The organism is Streptomyces sp. McG3, from assembly GCF_018619185.1.
Lineage (GTDB): Bacteria > Actinomycetota > Actinomycetes > Streptomycetales > Streptomycetaceae > Streptomyces.
Genome location: NZ_JAAXYC010000164.1, coordinates 1 through 16,992 on the forward strand (window position 1 = coordinate 1; position 16,992 = coordinate 16,992).

A 16,992-nucleotide genomic window follows, 5' to 3' on the forward strand; every position below is an offset into this window, starting at 1 on the left:
GAGCTAGTGTGCTGGGTAGCCACGGGATCGTCCTTCTGGGTGATCGATCTTGCGGTGAGACCCCGGCCCGGTGCTTCCAACACCGGTCGGGGTCGTTTGGTTCTCGCACCGTAAACAGTCGTGACGCTGTGCCGCAAGCCGTCACGATTAGTCATATTTGCCGGTCGCGGCGGGGGTGGGTAGGTGGGGAGGTTTTCCCAAATCCCTTCTTCTACCTACCGGTTAAAGAAGGCGCTCGAACCCCGGGTCCCGCATCCCGGCCCCCGAGTCCCGGCACCCGAGCTTCGGGCCCGGGCCTCATTCACGTATCCCCGGAAGAGTGACCCGACCGTCCCGAAGCCCGAAGCTCAGGGCTCGGGATCCGAGCTTCGAGGGAGGGCTACTCCTTGGCAACGCTCTCGGGATCACGGACCCGGGCCATCCACCAACCGGTACGCCGCCTCTGCTTCAGCGTGCCCGCCTCGTAGAGACGGAGCCCGGGCCCATGCCGGGAGGATGTCGCAGCGCCTGACGGCCCCCTACGCTCGACGTGTGAAGACGTTCGTGTTCGACATAGGCGAGACTCTCGTCCGCGATGACCGCTACTGGGGTTCCTGGGCCGACTGGCTCGGGACGCCCAGACACACCCTGTCCGCCCTGGTCGGTGCCGTGACCGCCCAGGGGCTCGACAACTCCGAAGCGCTGAAGCTGGTGAAGCCGGGCATCGACATTCCGGCCGAATACGCCGCCCGCGAGGCAGCCGGACGAGGTGAGCACCTCGATGAGTCCGACCTGTACGAAGACGTCCGCCCCGCGCTGGCGAAGCTACGGCAACTCGGGATGCGCGTCGTCGTCGCAGGCAACCAGACCGTGCGCGCGGGTGAATTGCTTCGGGCACTCGACCTTCCCGCCGATCTCGTCGCTACCTCTGAGGAATGGGGGTGTGCCAAGCCCTCGGCGGAGTTCTTCGAACGCGTCCTCGACGCGTCCGGCGTCCCCGCGAGAGAAACCCTTTACGTCGGTGATCACCCCGCGAACGACACCTTCCCCGCCGCCAGGGCAGGGCTGCGCACCGCACACATCAGCCGCGGCCCATGGGGACACCTGTGGGGCGGCGACGACCAGGTCCACGCAACTGCGGACTGGGTGATCCAGTCACTCACGGAACTCACCGCGATCGCCCAGAAGTAGAGGAATCAGCTTTCAGAGCGTCATCGTGTGCGTACGGTCAGTGGGTGTCTTCCGACAGCCCGCACGAGATCGGCAGGCGAATCGCCGCCTGTCGCCGTGCACGCCGACTCACCCAAACCGCACTCGCGGAGGCCTCCCATGTTTCTTACGCCATGGTTCGCGCCATCGAGCGAGGTGTCCGACGGCCCAGCGATGAGGTACTCGAAGCGGTCGCGGACGCCCTTGAGGTGGACCCCTCGCGTCTACGCACGGATCACGTCGGCACGGAACGACGTGTCCACCAGGCGTTACCTGCCCTGTCGGAAGCCATCGCCGGGTACGACGTGACTCTGGGCGCACCGACGCGTAGCCCCGGAGAACTGGCCGAGGGAATCAGAACGGCAGTGGACTGGCGTCTCGCTGCCCAGTACGGCCGGATCGCCCCCGTCATCCCCGCCTTGCTGGGCGACGCCATCCGGTACGTCCACACCGCCCCCGGTGCCGAACACAGCGATGCTGCACGGATGCTGGTATCCGCCGCTCGCACCGCCGATGCCGTCGCCTACAAGCACGGGGCGCACGACCTCTCCGCTCGGCTCATCGAGCTGATGCGCTGGGCCGCCGACCGTGCAGCCGACCCACTTGCCCAGGCCACCGCCTCGTACGTGCGCGCGGAGACGTTCTTCGCCGCCCGTGCTCACGCAGTCGGCCTGGTGGCCATGGAGCAGGCCATCGACTCTGCTCCACCACCCGACAGGCGTACGTCGGCAGCCGCTCGCGGCGCACTCCATATGAGGGCCGCAGTAATCGCTGGACGCGCGCAGGACGCAGCTGCGGCCGATACCCACCTGGCCCATGCGAGACAGCTGAGCGAACAAGTCGGCCGAGAAGGCATTTACCTCGGCACGGCCTTCGGGCCCGAAAGCGTCCGCGTCCACGATGTGTCCGTCGCGGTCAGCCTCGGACCTGACCATGCCGATCGTGCCCTTCGTGCCGCTGCCGAATGGGCACCGAGCGTCGGTCTGCCGGCCGAGCGCAGGAGCGGGTTCTACATTGAGCTCGCCAGGGCCCAGGACTGGGCGGGTCGCCAGGCAGAGGCGTTCACCAGCCTCCGGATGGCTCGTGCTGCGGCACCCCAGCACACACGCGGGCACCCCTGGACCCGCGAGGTCGCCCGCAACCTACGCCGTTTCCATCGCTCTGACGCCGAGAGTCTGACGCACTTCGCCCACTGGGTCGGAGCGGTCTGAACCACGCCTTGCTGCTACAAGCCGTAGCAGTCAGGCCCGACCTCAGCCTCCATGCTCTACCCGTCGGCGCCGGACCGGTAGTTGAGGAGACTGAATGAAGATTCCCGTGCTTGCTGAGGGTGGCGACACCTCGTACCGGACCTGGCTCGGCCACACCCAGCACTGCCCCGCCTGCCGTGCCGGAGTCTCCTGCCCGACCGCTGTCCACCTTGGTCGTGCCTGGCGGGAGGCCCGAAGCGCATGAGGTGCTTCGCGGAAGGTGACGCGCACGAGTTGCCGGCCGAGGACGGCACTGGTGCCTATTGCTCGGAGCATGAGGTGACGTTGCTGTGGCGTGGTGATCCGATCACGGCCGCCGATGCGGCCGGGGGTGCGGGCGCCGGCCTGGACGGGTTGTCGGCGGGGGCGGACGGTCCGTACGGCGTTGCTTGCCGCAGTGCCTTGGTGACGGACCTGGCCGACGTGCACGCTCTCTGCCTGCGTCCGGACTGTGTCTGCCCGTGCCATGCGGTGGCCACAGTTCTCCGGGAAGCGGGATGAGCATCAACTTCTCGGCAACGGATGTGCGCGCCAGTGAGACCGCCCTGCCGATCGAACCGTTCCACCGAACAGAGGAGATACACGATGACCACCACCCCCGTACCGGCCGAGGCCGGCAAGCATGGTGGGGCGCCGTCGGACAGGCCGTGGGCGCCGCCGTCGGAGCCGAAGCCGTCTCCGGACGGCAGCGGTCCTCAGTGTGTCCCGCAGTGGTGAGCGCGGTTCCCCAGGTGTCCACCTATCCGGCGTTGGTGCGGGAGTTGGCTGATCGTGGGCTGCTCTCTGCCGGCTGGCGGCGGGTGTTCGAGGCCGTGCCGCGCAGTCGGTTCGTTCCGGCGGATGTGTGGCGGCAGTTGCCCGACCGGTGTGAGCCGGTGGCGGGGACGGATGCGTGGCCGGCGTTGGTGAACAGCGACGAGCCGGTTGTCACCCAGCTCGACGACGGGGCCCTGGGCGGGCCCGGGGTCGCGACGTCGTCGAACTCGATGCCCTCGATGGTGGCCCGGATGCTCATGCTCCTCGAAGTCGAGCACGGGCAGCGTGTGCTGGAGATCGGGACCGGCACCGGGTATGTCTCCGCGCTGCTCTGCGAACGGCTCGGCGACGACCTGGTCCACAGCGTCGAGCTGGACCCGGTCGTGGCCCGGCAGGCGGCCGACGCGCTCGCGCAGGCCGGGTACCGGCCGCACCTGCGGGTCGGGGACGGTGAGCAACCGTGGCCCGGCCTCGGCCCCGTCGACCGGCTGATCGCCACCTGCGCCCTGCGGTACGTCCCGTACGCGCTGCTCCGGCAGGTCCGGCCCGGCGGGGTCGTCGTGGCCCCGCTGGCCCGGGGGTTCTGGTCCGGGGCGCTGGTCCAGCTCCGTGTTAAGGATGACGGCACGGCGGTGGGGCCGTTCTGCGGCGGGGCCACGTACATGCCGATGCGAGCCCATCGCGTGCCCGACCTCCATGACGTGCGGGGTACGGGAAGAGCACGCGCCGCCGGGCTGGATCCCGCCCACCTCCTCGGCCTCGGGTTCGCGCTGTACGCGGGTGCGCGGCTGCCCGGCGTGCGGCTCGTCCACCAGAACACCGCCGAGGGTGCGCGGGTGTGGGTGACCCGGGACGACGGGGGTGCCGCGACGGCCGCCTCGGGTGAGGAGGTGTGGCAGTACGGGCCCGGGTTCCTGTGGGAGGAGATCGAGCAGGTCTGGTGGGAGTACGAGTCGGTGGGGCGACCCGGTGCCGAGGAATTCGGGCTGACCGTGACCGGCCGGGGCCAGCAGGTCTGGCTGCGGGACCCGGCCCAGGCCATCCGACCCGGAAGGACGTAGCCCGCGTCACTACGACATCGGCGAACCATTCAAGCGCCCCGGGAACCTCAAAGTCATCGGCAGACCCAGCAGGTCCTGGCAGGCAGAGAGCAAGATCAGCGAGCGGCCGTATAGCTCAGATCGTTGGCTGTCACGGATGAGGGCGACAGCCGCAGCCATACCGTGCCTCGTTCATCGGGATCATCATGCAGGTAGCGGTGAAACCGCGCGTCCCAGCGTGACTCATCCGCGCCCAGGTACCTGACCAACTTGCGGCGCCCACGCGGGACGTCGAAGGGAACAAGCTCGGCCCGGCCACGGGCGATGACCTGGCGGACAAGCCCCGTAGCGATGTCGCATACGTCCACCACAAGAGCGATCCGCGCGTCCGCACTCACCCGGTGAAACAACTTGGTCCACGGCCCGGTCAGAACCCAGAAGGCACCCTCCTCCCACAGAAACCACACAGGCCGTACCGTCGGCCCGTCGGTAGCGATGCGCGCGGTGAGCGGCTGACTGAGGAAGGCGTCAACATCAAAGGGAGCAGGTTCCATGTCTCCATGCTCGATCTTCCACACGCCGCCGAACACCCCGACCTTCGACCTAGGCCGAGCCATCGGTAGATGAGGAACCGTGTCAGGGCCGGTTCCGAGTCGGCCCACGGCCTCGCGACGGTCCAACCCGAAGCCCGTCCTAACGGGCCCCCGGTACGGGTGGGTTGCCCGCCCATCGCCGCTCGCCGTCCTCCCACTCCCCGGTCGGCCGGAGGCCCGCCGCCGTGGCCACCGCCTCGGACGCGGCGTGGCCGGGGTGGACGTGGGCGACGAGCTCCCGGACGCCCCCGGCCGCGACCAGGTGCGCGGCAAGGCCCCGCGCGGCCTCGCTCGCGTAGCCACGGCCCTGCCACGGCGTCCCGACCACCCAGGCGATCTCCGCCCGGGGCCCCCGTACGGTCGCCTGCACGTATCCGGCGAGGCTTCCGTCCGCGCGGACCCGGAGCACCCAGTTCCACCAGAGTTCCCCCGGGTCCGGCGAACCGGCGCTCTGCCGCTCGTAACGGGACCGCAGCGCGGCCGGGTCCGGTGGGCCGCCGCCGGTGAACACGTACAGCGCCGGGTCCGCGAGGACGACCGCCATCTCCTCGGCGTACGCCGGTTCGAGGGGGAGCGCGTCGAGGCGGGCGGTGGTGAAGGGCAGGGGCGTGATGGTCGTCGGCACGGTGCCCGACCCTACGCCGACCGCCGCCCCACGGCATCCTGGTTTCCGCAGCTCACGGCCGGTGTACGAGGACCCTCACCGGCTCAGGCGCTGGAAGCGGCGCACCGCCAGCGGGAGAAACACCAGCGTGATCGCCAGCGGCCAGACCACGGCCATCAGTACGGCGTGCTCCTCCACCCAGGTGCCCCCGCCCGCAACGGGGTTGCCGAAGAGTTCGCGGGTGGCCGTCGCCGTCGAGGAGATCGGGTTCCAGGCGGCGATCGTGCCCAGCCAGCCCGGCATCAGGGACGGGGCCACGAAGGTGCTGGAGATCATCGTGACGGGGAGGGCCACCGCGTACAGCCCGCCCGCCGCCTCCGGGGTGGGCACCAGCATGCCGAGCCAGACGCCCACCCAGATCAGGCTGAACCGCAGGAGCAGGAGCAGTCCGAACGCCCCGAGGCCCGCCATCACCCCGCCGCCCGCGCGCCAGCCCATCAGCAGCGCGGTGACGGCCAGGATGGTCAGCTCGGCCGCGGCCACCACCAGGTCGGCGGCCCCGCGTCCGGAGGCGAAGGCGGAGGGAGCCATCGGCATGGACCGGAAGCGGTCGACGACCCCCTTGGCGGCGTCGGTGACGACGGCCACGGCGGTGTTCATGAAGCCCATGGCCATGGTCATGGCGAACATGCCGGGCATCAGGAACTCCCGGTAGTCCCCGCCCCCGGGCACCTTCATCGCGCTGCCGAAGACGTATCCGTAGAGGAGGACGGAGAGGATCGGGAAGCCCAGTTGCCAGACGACGGCGGAGGGGTGGCGCTGGTAGTGGGTGAGGGTGCGGCGGGTGATGTTCCAGCAGTCGGAGACCGCCCAGAGGACAGAGGCGCGGTCGCGGACCGGGCCCGTCGCCGCGGCGGGGTTCCTTTCGCGTGTGGTCATGCCGCCGCCACCTCCGGGGAGTCGTGGTTCTCGGTGCTGGGGTCCTCGGGGTCGCGACGCCCGGTGGCGCGGTCCTCGGCGTCATGGCCCTCGGCTTCGGGTGCCGTGCCGTGGCCCGTCAGGCGCAGGAACACGTCGTCCAGGCTCGGCCGGCGCAGCCCGATGTCCTCCACCGCGATCCCTTCGTCCTGGAGGCTCCGGGCCACCTCGGTGAGTGCGGACACCCGGTCGGCGACCTGGGCGTGTACCCGGCGGGCGGTGGCGTCGGTGACGACGAGCCCGCCCCCGGCCACCCGGTCGACGGTCCTCGCCACCGCGTCGAGGTCTCCCGCGTCGGCGGCGACCACCTCGATCCGGTCGCCGCCGACCCGGTTCTTCAGCGCGTCCGGGGTGTCGTCGGCGATGGCCCGCCCGCGGTCGATGACGGTGATGTGCGAGGCGAGCCTGTCGGCCTCGTCCAGGTACTGGGTGGTCAGCAGCACCGTCGTGCCGCCCGCCACCAGTGCCCGGACCGCGTCCCAGACCTCGCCCCGGCCGCGCGGGTCGAGCCCGGTCGTCGGCTCGTCCAGGAAGAGCACATCGGGCTGGAGGATCATCGAGGAGGCCAGGTCGAGACGTCGCCGCATGCCGCCGCTGTACTCCTTGGCGCCCTTGTCGGCGGCCTCGGTCAGGTCGAACCGGTCCAGCAGTTCCCCGGCGCGCTGCCGGGCCCGGCGGTTGCCGAGGTGGAAGAGCCGCCCGAACATCTCCAGGTTCTGCCGCCCGGTGAGGCCCTCGTCGACGGCCGCGTACTGGCCGGTGAGCCCGATCCGGCTCCGCACGCGGCGGGGTTCGCGCGCCACGTCGAGCCCGGCGACCTCCGCCCGGCCCGTGTCGTACCGCAGGAGTGTGGCGAGGACCCGCACGGCGGTGGTCTTGCCCGCCCCGTTCGGGCCGAGCAGGCCGTGGACGGTGCCGGGGCGCACGGCGAGGTCGAACCCGTCGAGCGCCCGCTTCTCCGTCCCGCCCCTCCCCCTCCCCCGGTACCGCTTCACGACGCCTTCGGCGAGCACCGCGTACCCGGACGCGGACCCCGACCCGGATTTAGACATGAGCATGGCACAACCCCCTGTTCCTCGAACCGACCGGAAGCTAACTGAGTACACCGTACCCCTATTTGGGTACAGCGTACTCCGATACGGGTACGGCGTACCCAACTCCGCTCCGGAGCACTACCCTGGCCCCATGGCGAAAGACGGATCGACAGCGGCGACGGACGGCACGGCCACCGGGAGCGGCGACATCGCACGCAGCCTGGAACTCCTGTGGGGTACCGGGGACCGCCCCGGCCGCGGCCCCAAACCGGGGCTCTCGCTGGACCGGATCGTCACGGCCGCCATCGCCGTCGCGGACGCGGAAGGGCTGGCCGCCGTCTCCATGCGCCGGCTCTCCACCGAGCTCGGCACGGGCACCATGTCGCTCTACCGGTACGTACCCGGCAAGGCCGAACTGCTGGACCTGATGCTCGACCGGGTGCTGGGCGAGCCCCTGCCCACCGACACGGAGCGCCCCGTCGACACGCCCCCCGCCGGCTGGCGGGCGTCCATCGACGCCATGGCCCGTACCTACCGGGACAACCTCCGCCGCCACCCCTGGCTGCTGAAGATCAACCAGGCCCGTACGGTGCTCGGTCCCAGCGCCCTGCGCGGCCTGGAGCTGTCCCTCACCGCGCTGCGGTCCATGGGGCTGCGCGACCCCGAGCTGATCAGCGTGATCATCACGGTCAACAGCTTCGTGGAGGGCCTCGCCCGCACCCAGGCCGACGCGGCGGAGGCGGTACGGGAGACGGGGCTGAGCGACCAGGAGTTCTGGGACAACCAGCGCCCCTACCTGGAGCGGGCCATGCTCAGCGGCGCGTACCCGATGATGGCGGGCCTGTCGGAGGACGCCTTCAGCGCCGAGTTCGACCACTTCGACTTCGGGCTGCTACGGCTGATCGCCGGCTTCGAGGCCCTGGTCGCGGAGCGGACGGTGGACGGGACGGCGGACCGGACCACGGAGCGGACCACAGAACGGACGGCAGCCCGGAAGTGACAGCGCCCCCGGCCCGTGCCCCAATGGATATATGGACGCCAGCCGGGAGCTCGCTCCTTTCGTCAAGCAGTACGCCGTCCTGCTGAGCACCCACCGGCAGGACGGGACGCCTGTCGGCACACCGGTCAACATCGCCGTCGAGGGTGATCACGCGTTCATCCGCACGTTCTCCTCCGCCTGGAAGGTGGAGCGGATGCGTAACCACCCGCAGGTGGAGATCGCCCCCTGCACGGTCCGGGGCAGACCCACCGGACCGCAGATCAGGGCGCACGCACGGCTGCTGCGCCCGGGCACGAAGGAGAACACGCACGCGGCGCGGATGCTGTCGCGGAAGTACCCGGTCGTGCAGGGCGTGCTCGTCCCGTTCGCGCACCGGCTGAAGCGGGACCGGACCCTGCACTACGAGGTGTGGCCGGTGACGGACGACGACACCTGAGCACGAGCGAGCGCGAGCACGGGCCGATTACGGCGACGGCGGCGGAGGGCCGCCTACCGGTGCCCTCCGCCCGCCTACCCTCGCCGCCGCTTCAACGCGAACCAGACGGCCACGGCCCCGACGAGCACGGCGGCCCCGAGGGCGGCGTTGCCGCTGTCGCCCTCACCCGCGTCGCCGGCGCTCCCCCGGTCGCCCCCCTTCGAGGGGGCCCCGGAACCATCGCCGGAGCCGGACCCGGAACCGGCACCCGAACCGCTCCCCGGTCCGCCCTCCGTCTCCACGCGGACGACCTCGCTGCGGGCCCCCTCCGAGCCGAACATCAGGGCCGAGCCGTCCGCCGTGTACGTCACCGACTCGGCCTGCCGCTGGAACGGGGCGGCGACCGACCGGTCCTCACCGAGGCGGCCGTTCTCGAAGGCGTACTCGCGGGCGCTGAAGTACGAGCGCAGCACCAGCCGGGTCCCGTCGGGCGAGAAGGCCCCGTCCGTGACCCACGGCACCTCGCCGACCCGCCGGAACACGTTCGGGGAGCCGGCGGTGAGCTTCGCGGGGCCTTCGTAGAGGCCGCCGCCGTCCTCGTTCTTGGAGGCGATGTAGACGCGGCCGGTCTTCGGGTGGACCATCAGCGCCTCGGCGTTGCGGGCCCCGTCGGCGTACGTCACGTCGTACTGGACGGCCGTGACGGTGGCGTCGCGCAGGGTCTTCGGCTCGGGAAAGCGGTAGATCCAGACGTGGTCCCAGGTGCCGTCGAGGTTGTCGCCGATGTCACCGACGTAGAGGTCGCCGTCCGGCCCGATCGAGATGCCCTCGACGTCCCTCGGCTCCCCCACGCCCCGCATCGTGATGGTCGCGAGGGTCTTCCCGGTGCGGGAGTCGACGGCGTAGACGTAGGGGCCGTCGTCGCTGTCGTTGTGCGTCCAGTAGACGCCGGGGTGCGCGCGGCTGGCGGCGAGGCCGCTGGACTCGGTGATGCGGGGGTCCTCGACCGTGAAGTCACGGTCGGGCCGTCCGTCGTCGGCCACGGCCGGACCGGCCCCGGCGAACAGCAAAAGGGCGACGGCGAGAGCGGCGGCGAGGGTGGCGGCGGCGCGGCCCGCCGGGCCGGTCGGATACGAGCGCATGGCCCAAGTGTCCATCGTCACGTCGCAGGCCGGAGCCGTGATCGGCCATGATGACGCCATGCGTTTTCTCCCGGTCGGCGATTCCATGACCATCGGCGCCACCGGCGACTTCACCTGGCGCTACCGGCTGTGGCAGCACTTCGAGGCGTTCCCCGGCCTGCGGTACGAGATCGTCGGCCCGCGCACGACGCTGTACGACATCGAAGCGAACGCCCCCGTCTCCCACGCGTACGCCGACCCGTCCTTCCCGCCCGCCGCCCGCCGGCACCTGTCCGGCTGGGGCGAGGGCTGGCTGCACATGGCCCCGGTGATCGCGGACGCGGTGGGCGAGGCGGAGGCGGACGTCCTGCTGGTCTCGCTCGGCCTGATAGACCTCGGGTTCTACACGGACGCCGAGCAGACGGCGGCCAACGCCCGCGCGTTCATCACGGCGGCCCGCACGGCCAACCCGCACCTGCGCGTGGTGCTGCTCCCGGTCATACCGAACATCCGGGCCGCGACGGACGCCCCGTTCGCCGCCTCCTGCGCCCGCTTCAACGACCTCCTCGCCAAGGCCGTGGCCGACCTCGACGAACCGTCCTCACCTCTCCTGCTGGCCTCGCGCCCCACGGCGTACGACATCCGCACGGACACCTACGACGGCACCCACCCCGGCCCGACGGGCGAGCACAAACTCGCCGCCGCCTTCGCCGACGCGATGCACCAGGCGTGGGAGCTGGGCGGCCCCTACACGGGGCGCCCGGTTCCGGCGCCGTTGCCGTTGCCGGCCTGATCAGCGCCCGCCGGTGCGCCGCGCCCGGTGACCTCCGGGGCCCGGTCGGCCATCGCGCACACCTGACGCATCACGGCAGGGCGTCCCCCGGAGCGGGCTCCCAGACGGAGCTGTCATGGGCGAAGTACACCCGCCCTGAGTCGAGTTCCGCCAACCGGTCCAGCCACGGCCGGTACGGAGGCAGTGGCCGCTCCACGCCGTCGAGCGCGGCCCGGCGAGCGAGCCGGTCCGATGCGAAGTCGCTGGCGAAGTCGTACGCCTGCCCGGCGAGGACCACCGCACTGTCGCCCTGCCGGACCACCAGGGACTGATGACCCTCGGTGTGGCCGGGAGTGGGGACGACCCGGACGCCGGGCCAGACCTCGACCTCGCCGGAGACTTGCTCGTAGACCGCGCCCGGGAAATCGACCAGCGCGTCAATGGTGTAGTCACCGGCGCGGGCCGCCGCGAGCTCGGTCTCCTGCACCAGCACGGGCACTCCGGCCAGCAGCGGATTGCCTCCGCAGTGGTCGAAGTGCAGGTGGCAGTTGACGACGATCGAGATGTCCGCGACGGCCACCCCGGCAGCGGCCAGTGCCCTCGGCAACGAGCGACGCCGGGGACGGTAGCGCGCTTCGGCACCGGGGTCGCCCTCTCCGATTCCGGTGTCGAACAGCAGAAGTCCGCGCTCGTGTTCCACCAGGTACGCGAGCACCGGCTCGACCCTCGGTTGCGGACCTCCGGTCTCCAGTGCCGGACGGACGAAGTAGCCGAGGTCCATCCGGTGCACGGCAGTCGGGTTGCTCGTCATGCCCACCACACTCTCCGCCTGCCTGGTCCAGAGCAAGGTCCGCGCCGACGCGCCGCTGAAGTCCCCGCCGACCGACGGAGCCTCGGGCGCCCCGGCAACCGAACCCCGGCGCGTACGTCCGGGCTCCGGAGCTCCAACCGCCGGGCTCACCCCGCCGGCTCACCCGCCGGCCGCGAACCCAGCATCGACAGCGCCAGCTGGGTCAGTTCCCCCGAGACCTCCCCGGGGCGGGCCCGGCGGCTGCGGCGGGTGTGGTGGGCCATCAGCTCGTGGACCGTGCCGACCATCACCATCACGTCGACCCGGTGGTCCCGGTCCTCCGCCTCACCACGCTCCACCGCCCGTTCGGCCTCCCCGGTCAGGAACTCCGTCCACAGGGCCCGCCAGAGTTTGCAGTGCTCGTCCACCACGGCGCTCACACCCAGCACCTCGACGAACGTCACCCTGGCCTCGCGCGGGTCGCTGGTGACGGCCTCCACGTATGCGTCGAAGAGCAGTTGGACCCGCTCCGCGATCGAGTGATTCTCGGCGCCATCGGCCAGGAGGGCGTTCTCCGCCGCCCGCAGCCCGGTCGTCGTGACCCGGTTGTGGAGGGCGATGAGCAGTCCCTCCCGGGAGCCGTACTCCTGACGCAGCACCTCGACCGGCACACCGGCCGCCGCGCACACATCGTGCTCGGCGGTGGCCCGGTATCCGTTGATGCCGTACAACTCCCTGGCTGCTTCCAGAAGTTGTTCGCGCGCCTGCGTGCGCGCGGCATCCCCGGGCCCGGTCCGCTGAACCGTCCAGCTCTCCGCCACCGGTCCTCCTTGAGCGCAAGGTGCGGGAGAGGGGCCTACGCGCCTCTGCACGAACCGCCGCCCCATTGTGCTCGCCCCACCGCCGTCCGGGCGGCCTCGCCACACCCATACGGGGGAATACCCGCACGCGGAAACGCTTCTTCTTTGCGCGCCCCGGATGCGCCCCAAACTCACCCCGTACTCGTCCGGGACTCACCCCACGAGAGCCCCGGCCGAGCGTCGGCGGGGTGTCGCGAACCCCACCTTGAACGCGTTCAAACAGCTCTGACACCATGGTCGCGGCTGCCGCCCCGATGAGGGCGTGCCGCGTGCGTCGCTGTGTGCGAGGGGGACTGAACGGTGGAGAAGAAGCGTCCGTACGGGCTGTCACTGCTGCTCTCGACGCTGGTCCTGCTGCTGGAGGCGGTGCTCGCGCTCGTCGTGTCCGTCCTCCACGGCCTGACACGGCAGTCGTGGGCCATGACCCCGACCGGCGGCTCGCCGCTGTCCGTGGTGCTGTTGCCCTTCCTCGCACTGTTCGCGGCCACGGCCGCCGCCGCGCTGTCGGTGGCCTTCGTCCTCCCCACCGCGTCGCTGAGTGCCGCGCTGGGACGCCGGTTCGGCGGGCGTGAGGTGTGGTGGTGGGTTCCGGCGGTGGCGGCCGTCGTCTCCCTCGTCCTCGTGGGCGCTACCACCGCCGTGACCGGCGGCATGGAGCCCGCCGGCTTCGCCGGGGGATGGCTGCTGACCACGGTCGCGCTCACCGTTCCGGCGCTGGTCTGCCGCTCGCGCCGGAAGCGGGTCTTCGGCCCGGTGTTCCTGGGGGGCCTGACCGCCGTGGTCCTCACCGGTGTGCTCGGCGGCGTCGCGTTCGGCACGGGCGTCCTGACGATGTACCGCCCGCCGTCCGTCGCCCGCGCCGAACTGGTGGGGACCTGGTCCGACGGAAGGGGCGGACTGCTGACCCTCACGACCGACGGCCGGGCCACGGTCTCCGGCCTCGACGGCACCTCCGGCGAACGAGGTGAGGCCTGCGTGGGCCAGGGCACCTGGGGCTACGGCACGGGAACGAGCCGGCACACCCGGGGAGTCGGCGTGGACGTGCCGACGTGCGGCCCGACGCTCTGGGACGTCGGCGGAACCGAGGACCGGCCCACCCTCCACCGGACCGTCGTGCGGTCCGTCGAACCGGACCGCGTGGACCGGTACGAGCTGACCAGGAGTGCAGCGCGGTGGCCTGGCCGCTGACGACGGCCGCGCTCACCGTTCCGGCGCTGCTCTGGCGGTCGCGCCGGGAGCGGATCTTCGGGCCGGTGATGCTCTGGGGTCCGGTCGCCGTGGTCCTCACCGCCGGCCTCGGCGGCGCCGGTCTGGCGGCGGGGGTCATTCCCGAGTACCGTCCGCCGGTCTCGTGACGGGTGAGGACCAGGACCGGCGGGGCCGGATACGGCCCCGCCGGCCACGGCACCCTGCTCAGCCCTTGACCGTGAACTCCCCCCGCAGCAACGCCTCGTCGCGGGACGACGGGCCCACCAGCAGTTCGAAGCGGCCCGGCTCCACGACACGGAGGCCCTCCGCGTCCACGAGGGTGCAGTCGGCCGCCGGGAGCTCGAAGAGGATCTCCTGCGACTCCCCGGGGGCCAGGGCCACCTGCCGGTAGGCCTTCAGCTCCTTCTCCGCCCAGGTCACCGAGGTCACCGTGTCGCTCACGTACACCTGCACCGTCTCCAGCGCGGGCCGCGTCCCCGTGTTGGTCACCGTGACCCGGGCCCGTACGGTCTCCGACTCGTCGACCACCGACGTCAGCACCTCCAGGTCGGTGTAGTCGACCGTCGTGTAGCTCAGCCCCTCGCCGAACGCGAACGCCGGGCGCTGGGTGAGGTCCGCGTAGCGCGAGCCGTGCTGGCCGCGCACCTGGTTGTAGTACGTCGGCTGCTGGCCCGCGTGCCGGGCGAAGGACAGCGGCAGCCGGCCGGTCGGCTCGATCAGGCCGAGGAGCAGTTCCGCGACCGCCCGGCCGCCGAGCATCCCCGGGTTGGCCGCGTACACGATCGCCGCCGCGCCGAGCGCGGACGGCGGCAGCACCAGCGGCTTGGAGCTGACGACCACGACCACCAGCGGCTTGCCCGTCGCCGCCAGGGCGTCGAGCAACGCCACCTGGTCGCCGACGAGTTCGAGCGTGGCGGTGGACTTGCCCTCGCCGATCAGCTCGATCCGGTCGCCGACGACGGCCACCACGTGATCGGCGGCCTCGGCGGCGGCGACCGCCTCCGCGATCAGCCGGGCGTCGGGGGCCGCCGGGACGACCACCTCCGGGCGGGGCTGGCCGTCCGGGAAGAACGCCCCCTCCGGGTCGGGGCCCACGTCGAGGATCCGGGCCCCGGGAGCGTACGCGACCGTCCAGTCGGCGGGCACGTGGTCGCGGAAGCCGTCCAGGACGGTACGGATCATGGCGCGCGGCTGACCGTCCGGCAGCCAGTCGGCCTGGCCGGATGAGCCCGCCCAGTCGCCCAACTGGGTCTGCGCGTCATCCGCGTTGGGGCCGACGACCGCCACCGTACGGGGGCCGCCGGGGGCGAGGGGCCGGCCCCGGCCCGCCGCGTCCGCCGCCAGGCCGCCCGCGAACGGCAGCGTGCCGTCATTGGTCAGCAGCACCAGCGAGCGGCGGGCCGCCTCCAGGTTCAGCACGGCGTGCGCCCCGCTGCCGATGACCTCGGCCTGCCGGGCGGCGTCGGGGTGGCGCGGGTCCTCGAAGAGGCCCAGCTCGAACTTGAGCGTCAGGATCCGGCGTACGGCGGCGTCGATCTCGGCCTCCGTCAACGCACCCTGCGCCACGGCCTCCTGGGCTCCCGCGAAGAAGTTCGACGTGGTCATCACCATGTCGTTGCCCGCGCGGACCGCCGCCGCCGACGCCTGCGCGTAGTCGGCGTAGACCTTCTGCTCCCACACCATGCGGCCGACGTTGTCCCAGTCGGTGACCAGGGTCCCGGTGTAGCCCCACTCGCCGCGCAGCACCTCGTTGAGCAGCCAGTTGTTCACGGTGATCGGCACGCCGTCCATCGACTGGTAGCCGAGCATGAACGTGCGGCAGCCCTCCTTGGCGACCCGCTCGAACGGCGGCAGGAACCAGGAGCGCAGCTTGCGCCGCGAGATGTCCGCCTCGCTGGCGTCCCGGCCGCCCTGGGTCTCCGAGTACCCGGCGAAGTGCTTGGCGCAGGCGAGGATCGCCGTCGGGTCGTCGAGGCCGTCGCCCTGGTAGCCGCGCACCATCGCGGAGGCCAGCTCGCCGATCAGGAACGGGTCCTCGCCGAACGTCTCGCTCACCCGGCCCCACCGCAGGTCGCGGGTGATGCAGAGCACCGGCGAGAACGTCCAGTGCACCCCGGTCGCCGCGACCTCGACCGCCGTCGCCCGGGCGATGCGCTCCACCAGCTCCGGGTCCCAGGTGGCGGCCATCCCGAGCTGCGTCGGGTAGATCGTGGCCCCCTCCCAGAAGGAGTGCCCGTGGATGCAGTCCTCGGCGACGAGCAGCGGGATGCGCAGCCGGGTCTTCGCGGTGAGCACGGCGGCCTCGCTCACCCGCTCCGGCGAGGCGTGCAGGATCGAGCCCGCGTGCAGGTCCTCGACGAGGTGCCGCACCCCCTCCTTGGCGTTGAGCTGGAGCATCTGGCCGACCTTCTCGGGCAGCGTCATGCGCCCCAGGAGGTCGGCGACCCGCTCCGCGACGGGCAGCGCGGGGTCGAGGTACGGCGGCTTGAGGCCCACAGGAGTTCCTTTCACGAAAGCACTGCGCAGTACCGTACGCTCAATCCCGACCGCTTGGTAAGTATTGGGGGAACCGGGATTCGCTCCTGTGAGAATCTGGGCCGGAGCGGCGGTGCGAGAGAGGTGTCCGATTCCGATGACGGCGAGTACGGGTTCAGCGAGTTCAACAGGTCCGGCGGGCCCGGCGGGTTCGGCGAGTTCAACAGGTCCAGCGGCCCCGGCGGGTTCGGCGGGTGATCGCGCGTGACCTCCGGGGCACCGCGCGGCTACGCCAAGGGCCGGGCCAAGCGGACCGAGATCCTCGACCAGGCGATGGCCCTGTTCGGCGAGGCCGGCTACCGGGGCGCGTCGCTCCGGGTGATCGCCACCCGCTGCGGCATCTCCCACCCGGGTCTCCTCCACCACTTCCCGACGAAGGAGGCCCTGCTCCTCGCCGTGCTCCAGCATCGTGACGACGTGGACGACGCGTGGCTGGCCCTGGGCGTGACCCGGGGCGTCGACCATCTGCGCCGGCTGACCGACCTCGCGGAGCTGAACGCGAAGCGGCGCGGGATCGTCGAGCTGTTCTCGGTGGTCGCGGCGGAGGCCACCTCCCCCGACCATCCGGCGCACGCGTATTTCGTGGCCCGCTACCGCACCTCGCTCGCCAACACCGAACTGGCCTACCGCCAGGCCCGGGAGGCGGGCGAACTCCGGGAGGACGTCGACCCGTCGGCCGCCGCGCAGCAGCTCATCGCGCTGATGGACGGCCTCCAGATCCAGTGGCTGATCAGCGACTGCGCGACGGACATGGCGGGGGTGCTGCGGGCCCACGTACAGACGCAGGTGACCGGACGGTTCTGACGGACCCGTCGCGCCCCACGGCCGGGCCCGCCCGCCACGCCCC

18 protein-coding genes and 1 pseudogene are annotated in these 16,992 nt (G+C 71.6%); 10 read left to right on the plus strand and 9 right to left on the minus strand.

Going from position 1 to position 16,992, the window contains the following annotated elements; genetic code table 11:
- Positions 1-385: 385 nt before the first annotated feature.
- A pseudogene (locus HET64_RS39220) lies at positions 386-451 on the minus strand (HAD family hydrolase); the annotation flags it as partial.
- An 80-nt stretch (positions 452-531) separates the two neighbouring features.
- Between HET64_RS39220 and HET64_RS24065 the strand changes: the two are divergent.
- The 4 genes from HET64_RS24065 to HET64_RS24075 all read left to right on the plus strand — a co-directional run bounded on the left by HET64_RS24065 (position 532) and on the right by HET64_RS24075 (position 4,255).
- Positions 532-1,170: an HAD family hydrolase gene (locus HET64_RS24065; protein ID WP_215108818.1), complete on the plus strand. Its 639-nt coding sequence runs from the start codon at positions 532-534 to the stop codon at positions 1,168-1,170.
- 44 nt (positions 1,171-1,214) lie between these two features.
- The gene (locus HET64_RS24070) at positions 1,215-2,399 is read left to right on the plus strand and encodes a helix-turn-helix transcriptional regulator (protein ID WP_308370344.1); all 1,185 of its coding nucleotides are present in this window, start codon (positions 1,215-1,217) and stop codon (positions 2,397-2,399) included.
- A 240-nt stretch (positions 2,400-2,639) separates the two neighbouring features.
- Complete coding sequence (locus HET64_RS39225; protein WP_251145780.1) at positions 2,640-2,939, plus strand: hypothetical protein; 300 nt, start codon at positions 2,640-2,642, stop codon at positions 2,937-2,939.
- 212 nt (positions 2,940-3,151) lie between these two features.
- Positions 3,152-4,255: a methyltransferase domain-containing protein gene (locus HET64_RS24075; protein ID WP_215108822.1), complete on the plus strand. Its 1,104-nt coding sequence runs from the start codon at positions 3,152-3,154 to the stop codon at positions 4,253-4,255.
- A 95-nt stretch (positions 4,256-4,350) separates the two neighbouring features.
- Here the strand turns inward: HET64_RS24075 and HET64_RS24080 are convergent, their stop codons facing one another.
- The 4 genes from HET64_RS24080 to HET64_RS24095 all read right to left on the minus strand — a co-directional run bounded on the left by HET64_RS24080 (position 4,351) and on the right by HET64_RS24095 (position 7,467).
- On the minus strand, positions 4,351-4,788 hold the full coding sequence (locus HET64_RS24080) for a pyridoxamine 5'-phosphate oxidase family protein (protein WP_215108845.1): 438 nt from the start codon (positions 4,786-4,788) through the stop codon (positions 4,351-4,353).
- Between the two features lie 139 nt (positions 4,789-4,927).
- A complete protein-coding gene (locus HET64_RS24085) occupies positions 4,928-5,452 on the minus strand; it encodes a GNAT family N-acetyltransferase (RefSeq protein WP_215108823.1) in 525 nt (174 codons plus the stop codon).
- A 75-nt stretch (positions 5,453-5,527) separates the two neighbouring features.
- Positions 5,528-6,370 (minus strand): ABC transporter permease, encoded by an 843-nt coding sequence (locus HET64_RS24090; RefSeq protein ID WP_215108824.1) that lies wholly within the window; start codon positions 6,368-6,370, stop codon positions 5,528-5,530.
- Positions 6,367-7,467, minus strand: coding sequence for an ATP-binding cassette domain-containing protein (locus HET64_RS24095; protein ID WP_215108825.1), 1,101 nt, complete (start codon positions 7,465-7,467; stop codon positions 6,367-6,369). Before HET64_RS24095 ends, HET64_RS24090 begins: the two co-directional genes overlap by 4 nt.
- Before the next feature lie 127 nt (positions 7,468-7,594).
- On the opposite strand from HET64_RS24095, the gene HET64_RS24100 reads away from it, so the two are divergent.
- On the plus strand, positions 7,595-8,443 hold the full coding sequence (locus HET64_RS24100) for a TetR/AcrR family transcriptional regulator (RefSeq protein ID WP_215108826.1): 849 nt from the start codon (positions 7,595-7,597) through the stop codon (positions 8,441-8,443).
- Positions 8,444-8,474: 31 nt separating this feature from the next.
- Positions 8,475-8,879, plus strand: coding sequence for a PPOX class F420-dependent oxidoreductase (locus tag HET64_RS24105; RefSeq protein WP_215108827.1), 405 nt, complete (start codon positions 8,475-8,477; stop codon positions 8,877-8,879).
- Between the two features lie 74 nt (positions 8,880-8,953).
- Here HET64_RS24105 and HET64_RS24110 read toward each other — a convergent pair whose 3' ends face one another.
- Positions 8,954-10,000, minus strand: a complete 1,047-nt coding sequence (locus HET64_RS24110) for an esterase-like activity of phytase family protein (RefSeq protein ID WP_215108828.1) — start codon at positions 9,998-10,000, stop codon at positions 8,954-8,956.
- 58 nt (positions 10,001-10,058) lie between these two features.
- Between HET64_RS24110 and HET64_RS24115 the strand changes: the two genes are divergently transcribed.
- Entirely contained in the window at positions 10,059-10,772 is a 714-nt protein-coding gene (locus HET64_RS24115; RefSeq protein ID WP_251145781.1) for a GDSL-type esterase/lipase family protein, read from the plus strand.
- Between the two features lie 70 nt (positions 10,773-10,842).
- Here HET64_RS24115 and HET64_RS24120 read toward each other — a convergent pair whose 3' ends face one another.
- Entirely contained in the window at positions 10,843-11,562 is a 720-nt protein-coding gene (locus HET64_RS24120) for an N-acyl homoserine lactonase family protein (protein WP_215108832.1), read from the minus strand.
- Positions 11,563-11,708: 146 nt separating this feature from the next.
- Positions 11,709-12,362, minus strand: a complete 654-nt coding sequence (locus HET64_RS24125; protein WP_215108834.1) for a TetR/AcrR family transcriptional regulator — start codon at positions 12,360-12,362, stop codon at positions 11,709-11,711.
- A 339-nt stretch (positions 12,363-12,701) separates the two neighbouring features.
- Here HET64_RS24125 and HET64_RS24130 point away from each other — a divergent pair, with 339 nt between their 5' ends.
- Both HET64_RS24130 and HET64_RS24135 read left to right on the plus strand, forming a co-directional pair.
- Positions 12,702-13,589, plus strand: a complete 888-nt coding sequence (locus tag HET64_RS24130; protein WP_215108836.1) for a hypothetical protein — start codon at positions 12,702-12,704, stop codon at positions 13,587-13,589.
- Complete coding sequence (locus tag HET64_RS24135; RefSeq protein ID WP_215108838.1) at positions 13,574-13,756, plus strand: hypothetical protein; 183 nt, start codon at positions 13,574-13,576, stop codon at positions 13,754-13,756. Before HET64_RS24130 ends, HET64_RS24135 begins: the two co-directional genes overlap by 16 nt.
- A gap of 58 nt (positions 13,757-13,814) precedes the next feature.
- Here the strand turns inward: HET64_RS24135 and HET64_RS24140 are convergent, their stop codons facing one another.
- Positions 13,815-16,106: a glycoside hydrolase family 3 N-terminal domain-containing protein gene (locus HET64_RS24140; RefSeq protein WP_215108840.1), complete on the minus strand. Its 2,292-nt coding sequence runs from the start codon at positions 16,104-16,106 to the stop codon at positions 13,815-13,817.
- 243 nt (positions 16,107-16,349) lie between these two features.
- On the opposite strand from HET64_RS24140, the gene HET64_RS24145 reads away from it, so the two are divergent.
- On the plus strand, positions 16,350-16,949 hold the full coding sequence (locus HET64_RS24145; protein ID WP_215108842.1) for a TetR/AcrR family transcriptional regulator: 600 nt from the start codon (positions 16,350-16,352) through the stop codon (positions 16,947-16,949).
- The last annotated feature ends 43 nt before the right edge of the window (positions 16,950-16,992 follow it).

Bases quoted from the DNA above. Each gene is read 5' to 3' on its own strand.
- HET64_RS24080 (WP_215108845.1), bottom strand. From the start codon at position 4,788: ATGGAACCTGCTCCCTTTGATGTTGACGCCTTCCTCAGTCAGCCGCTC.
- HET64_RS39225 (WP_251145780.1), top strand. From the start codon at position 2,640: ATGAGGTGCTTCGCGGAAGGTGACGCGCACGAGTTGCCGGCCGAGGAC.
- HET64_RS24105 (WP_215108827.1), top strand. From the start codon at position 8,475: ATGGACGCCAGCCGGGAGCTCGCTCCTTTCGTCAAGCAGTACGCCGTC.
- HET64_RS24120 (WP_215108832.1), bottom strand. From the start codon at position 11,562: ATGACGAGCAACCCGACTGCCGTGCACCGGATGGACCTCGGCTACTTC.
- HET64_RS24115 (WP_251145781.1), top strand. From the start codon at position 10,059: ATGCGTTTTCTCCCGGTCGGCGATTCCATGACCATCGGCGCCACCGGC.
- HET64_RS24100 (WP_215108826.1), top strand. From the start codon at position 7,595: ATGGCGAAAGACGGATCGACAGCGGCGACGGACGGCACGGCCACCGGG.
- HET64_RS24090 (WP_215108824.1), bottom strand. From the start codon at position 6,370: ATGACCACACGCGAAAGGAACCCCGCCGCGGCGACGGGCCCGGTCCGC.
- HET64_RS24095 (WP_215108825.1), bottom strand. From the start codon at position 7,467: ATGCTCATGTCTAAATCCGGGTCGGGGTCCGCGTCCGGGTACGCGGTG.
- HET64_RS24110 (WP_215108828.1), bottom strand. From the start codon at position 10,000: ATGCGCTCGTATCCGACCGGCCCGGCGGGCCGCGCCGCCGCCACCCTC.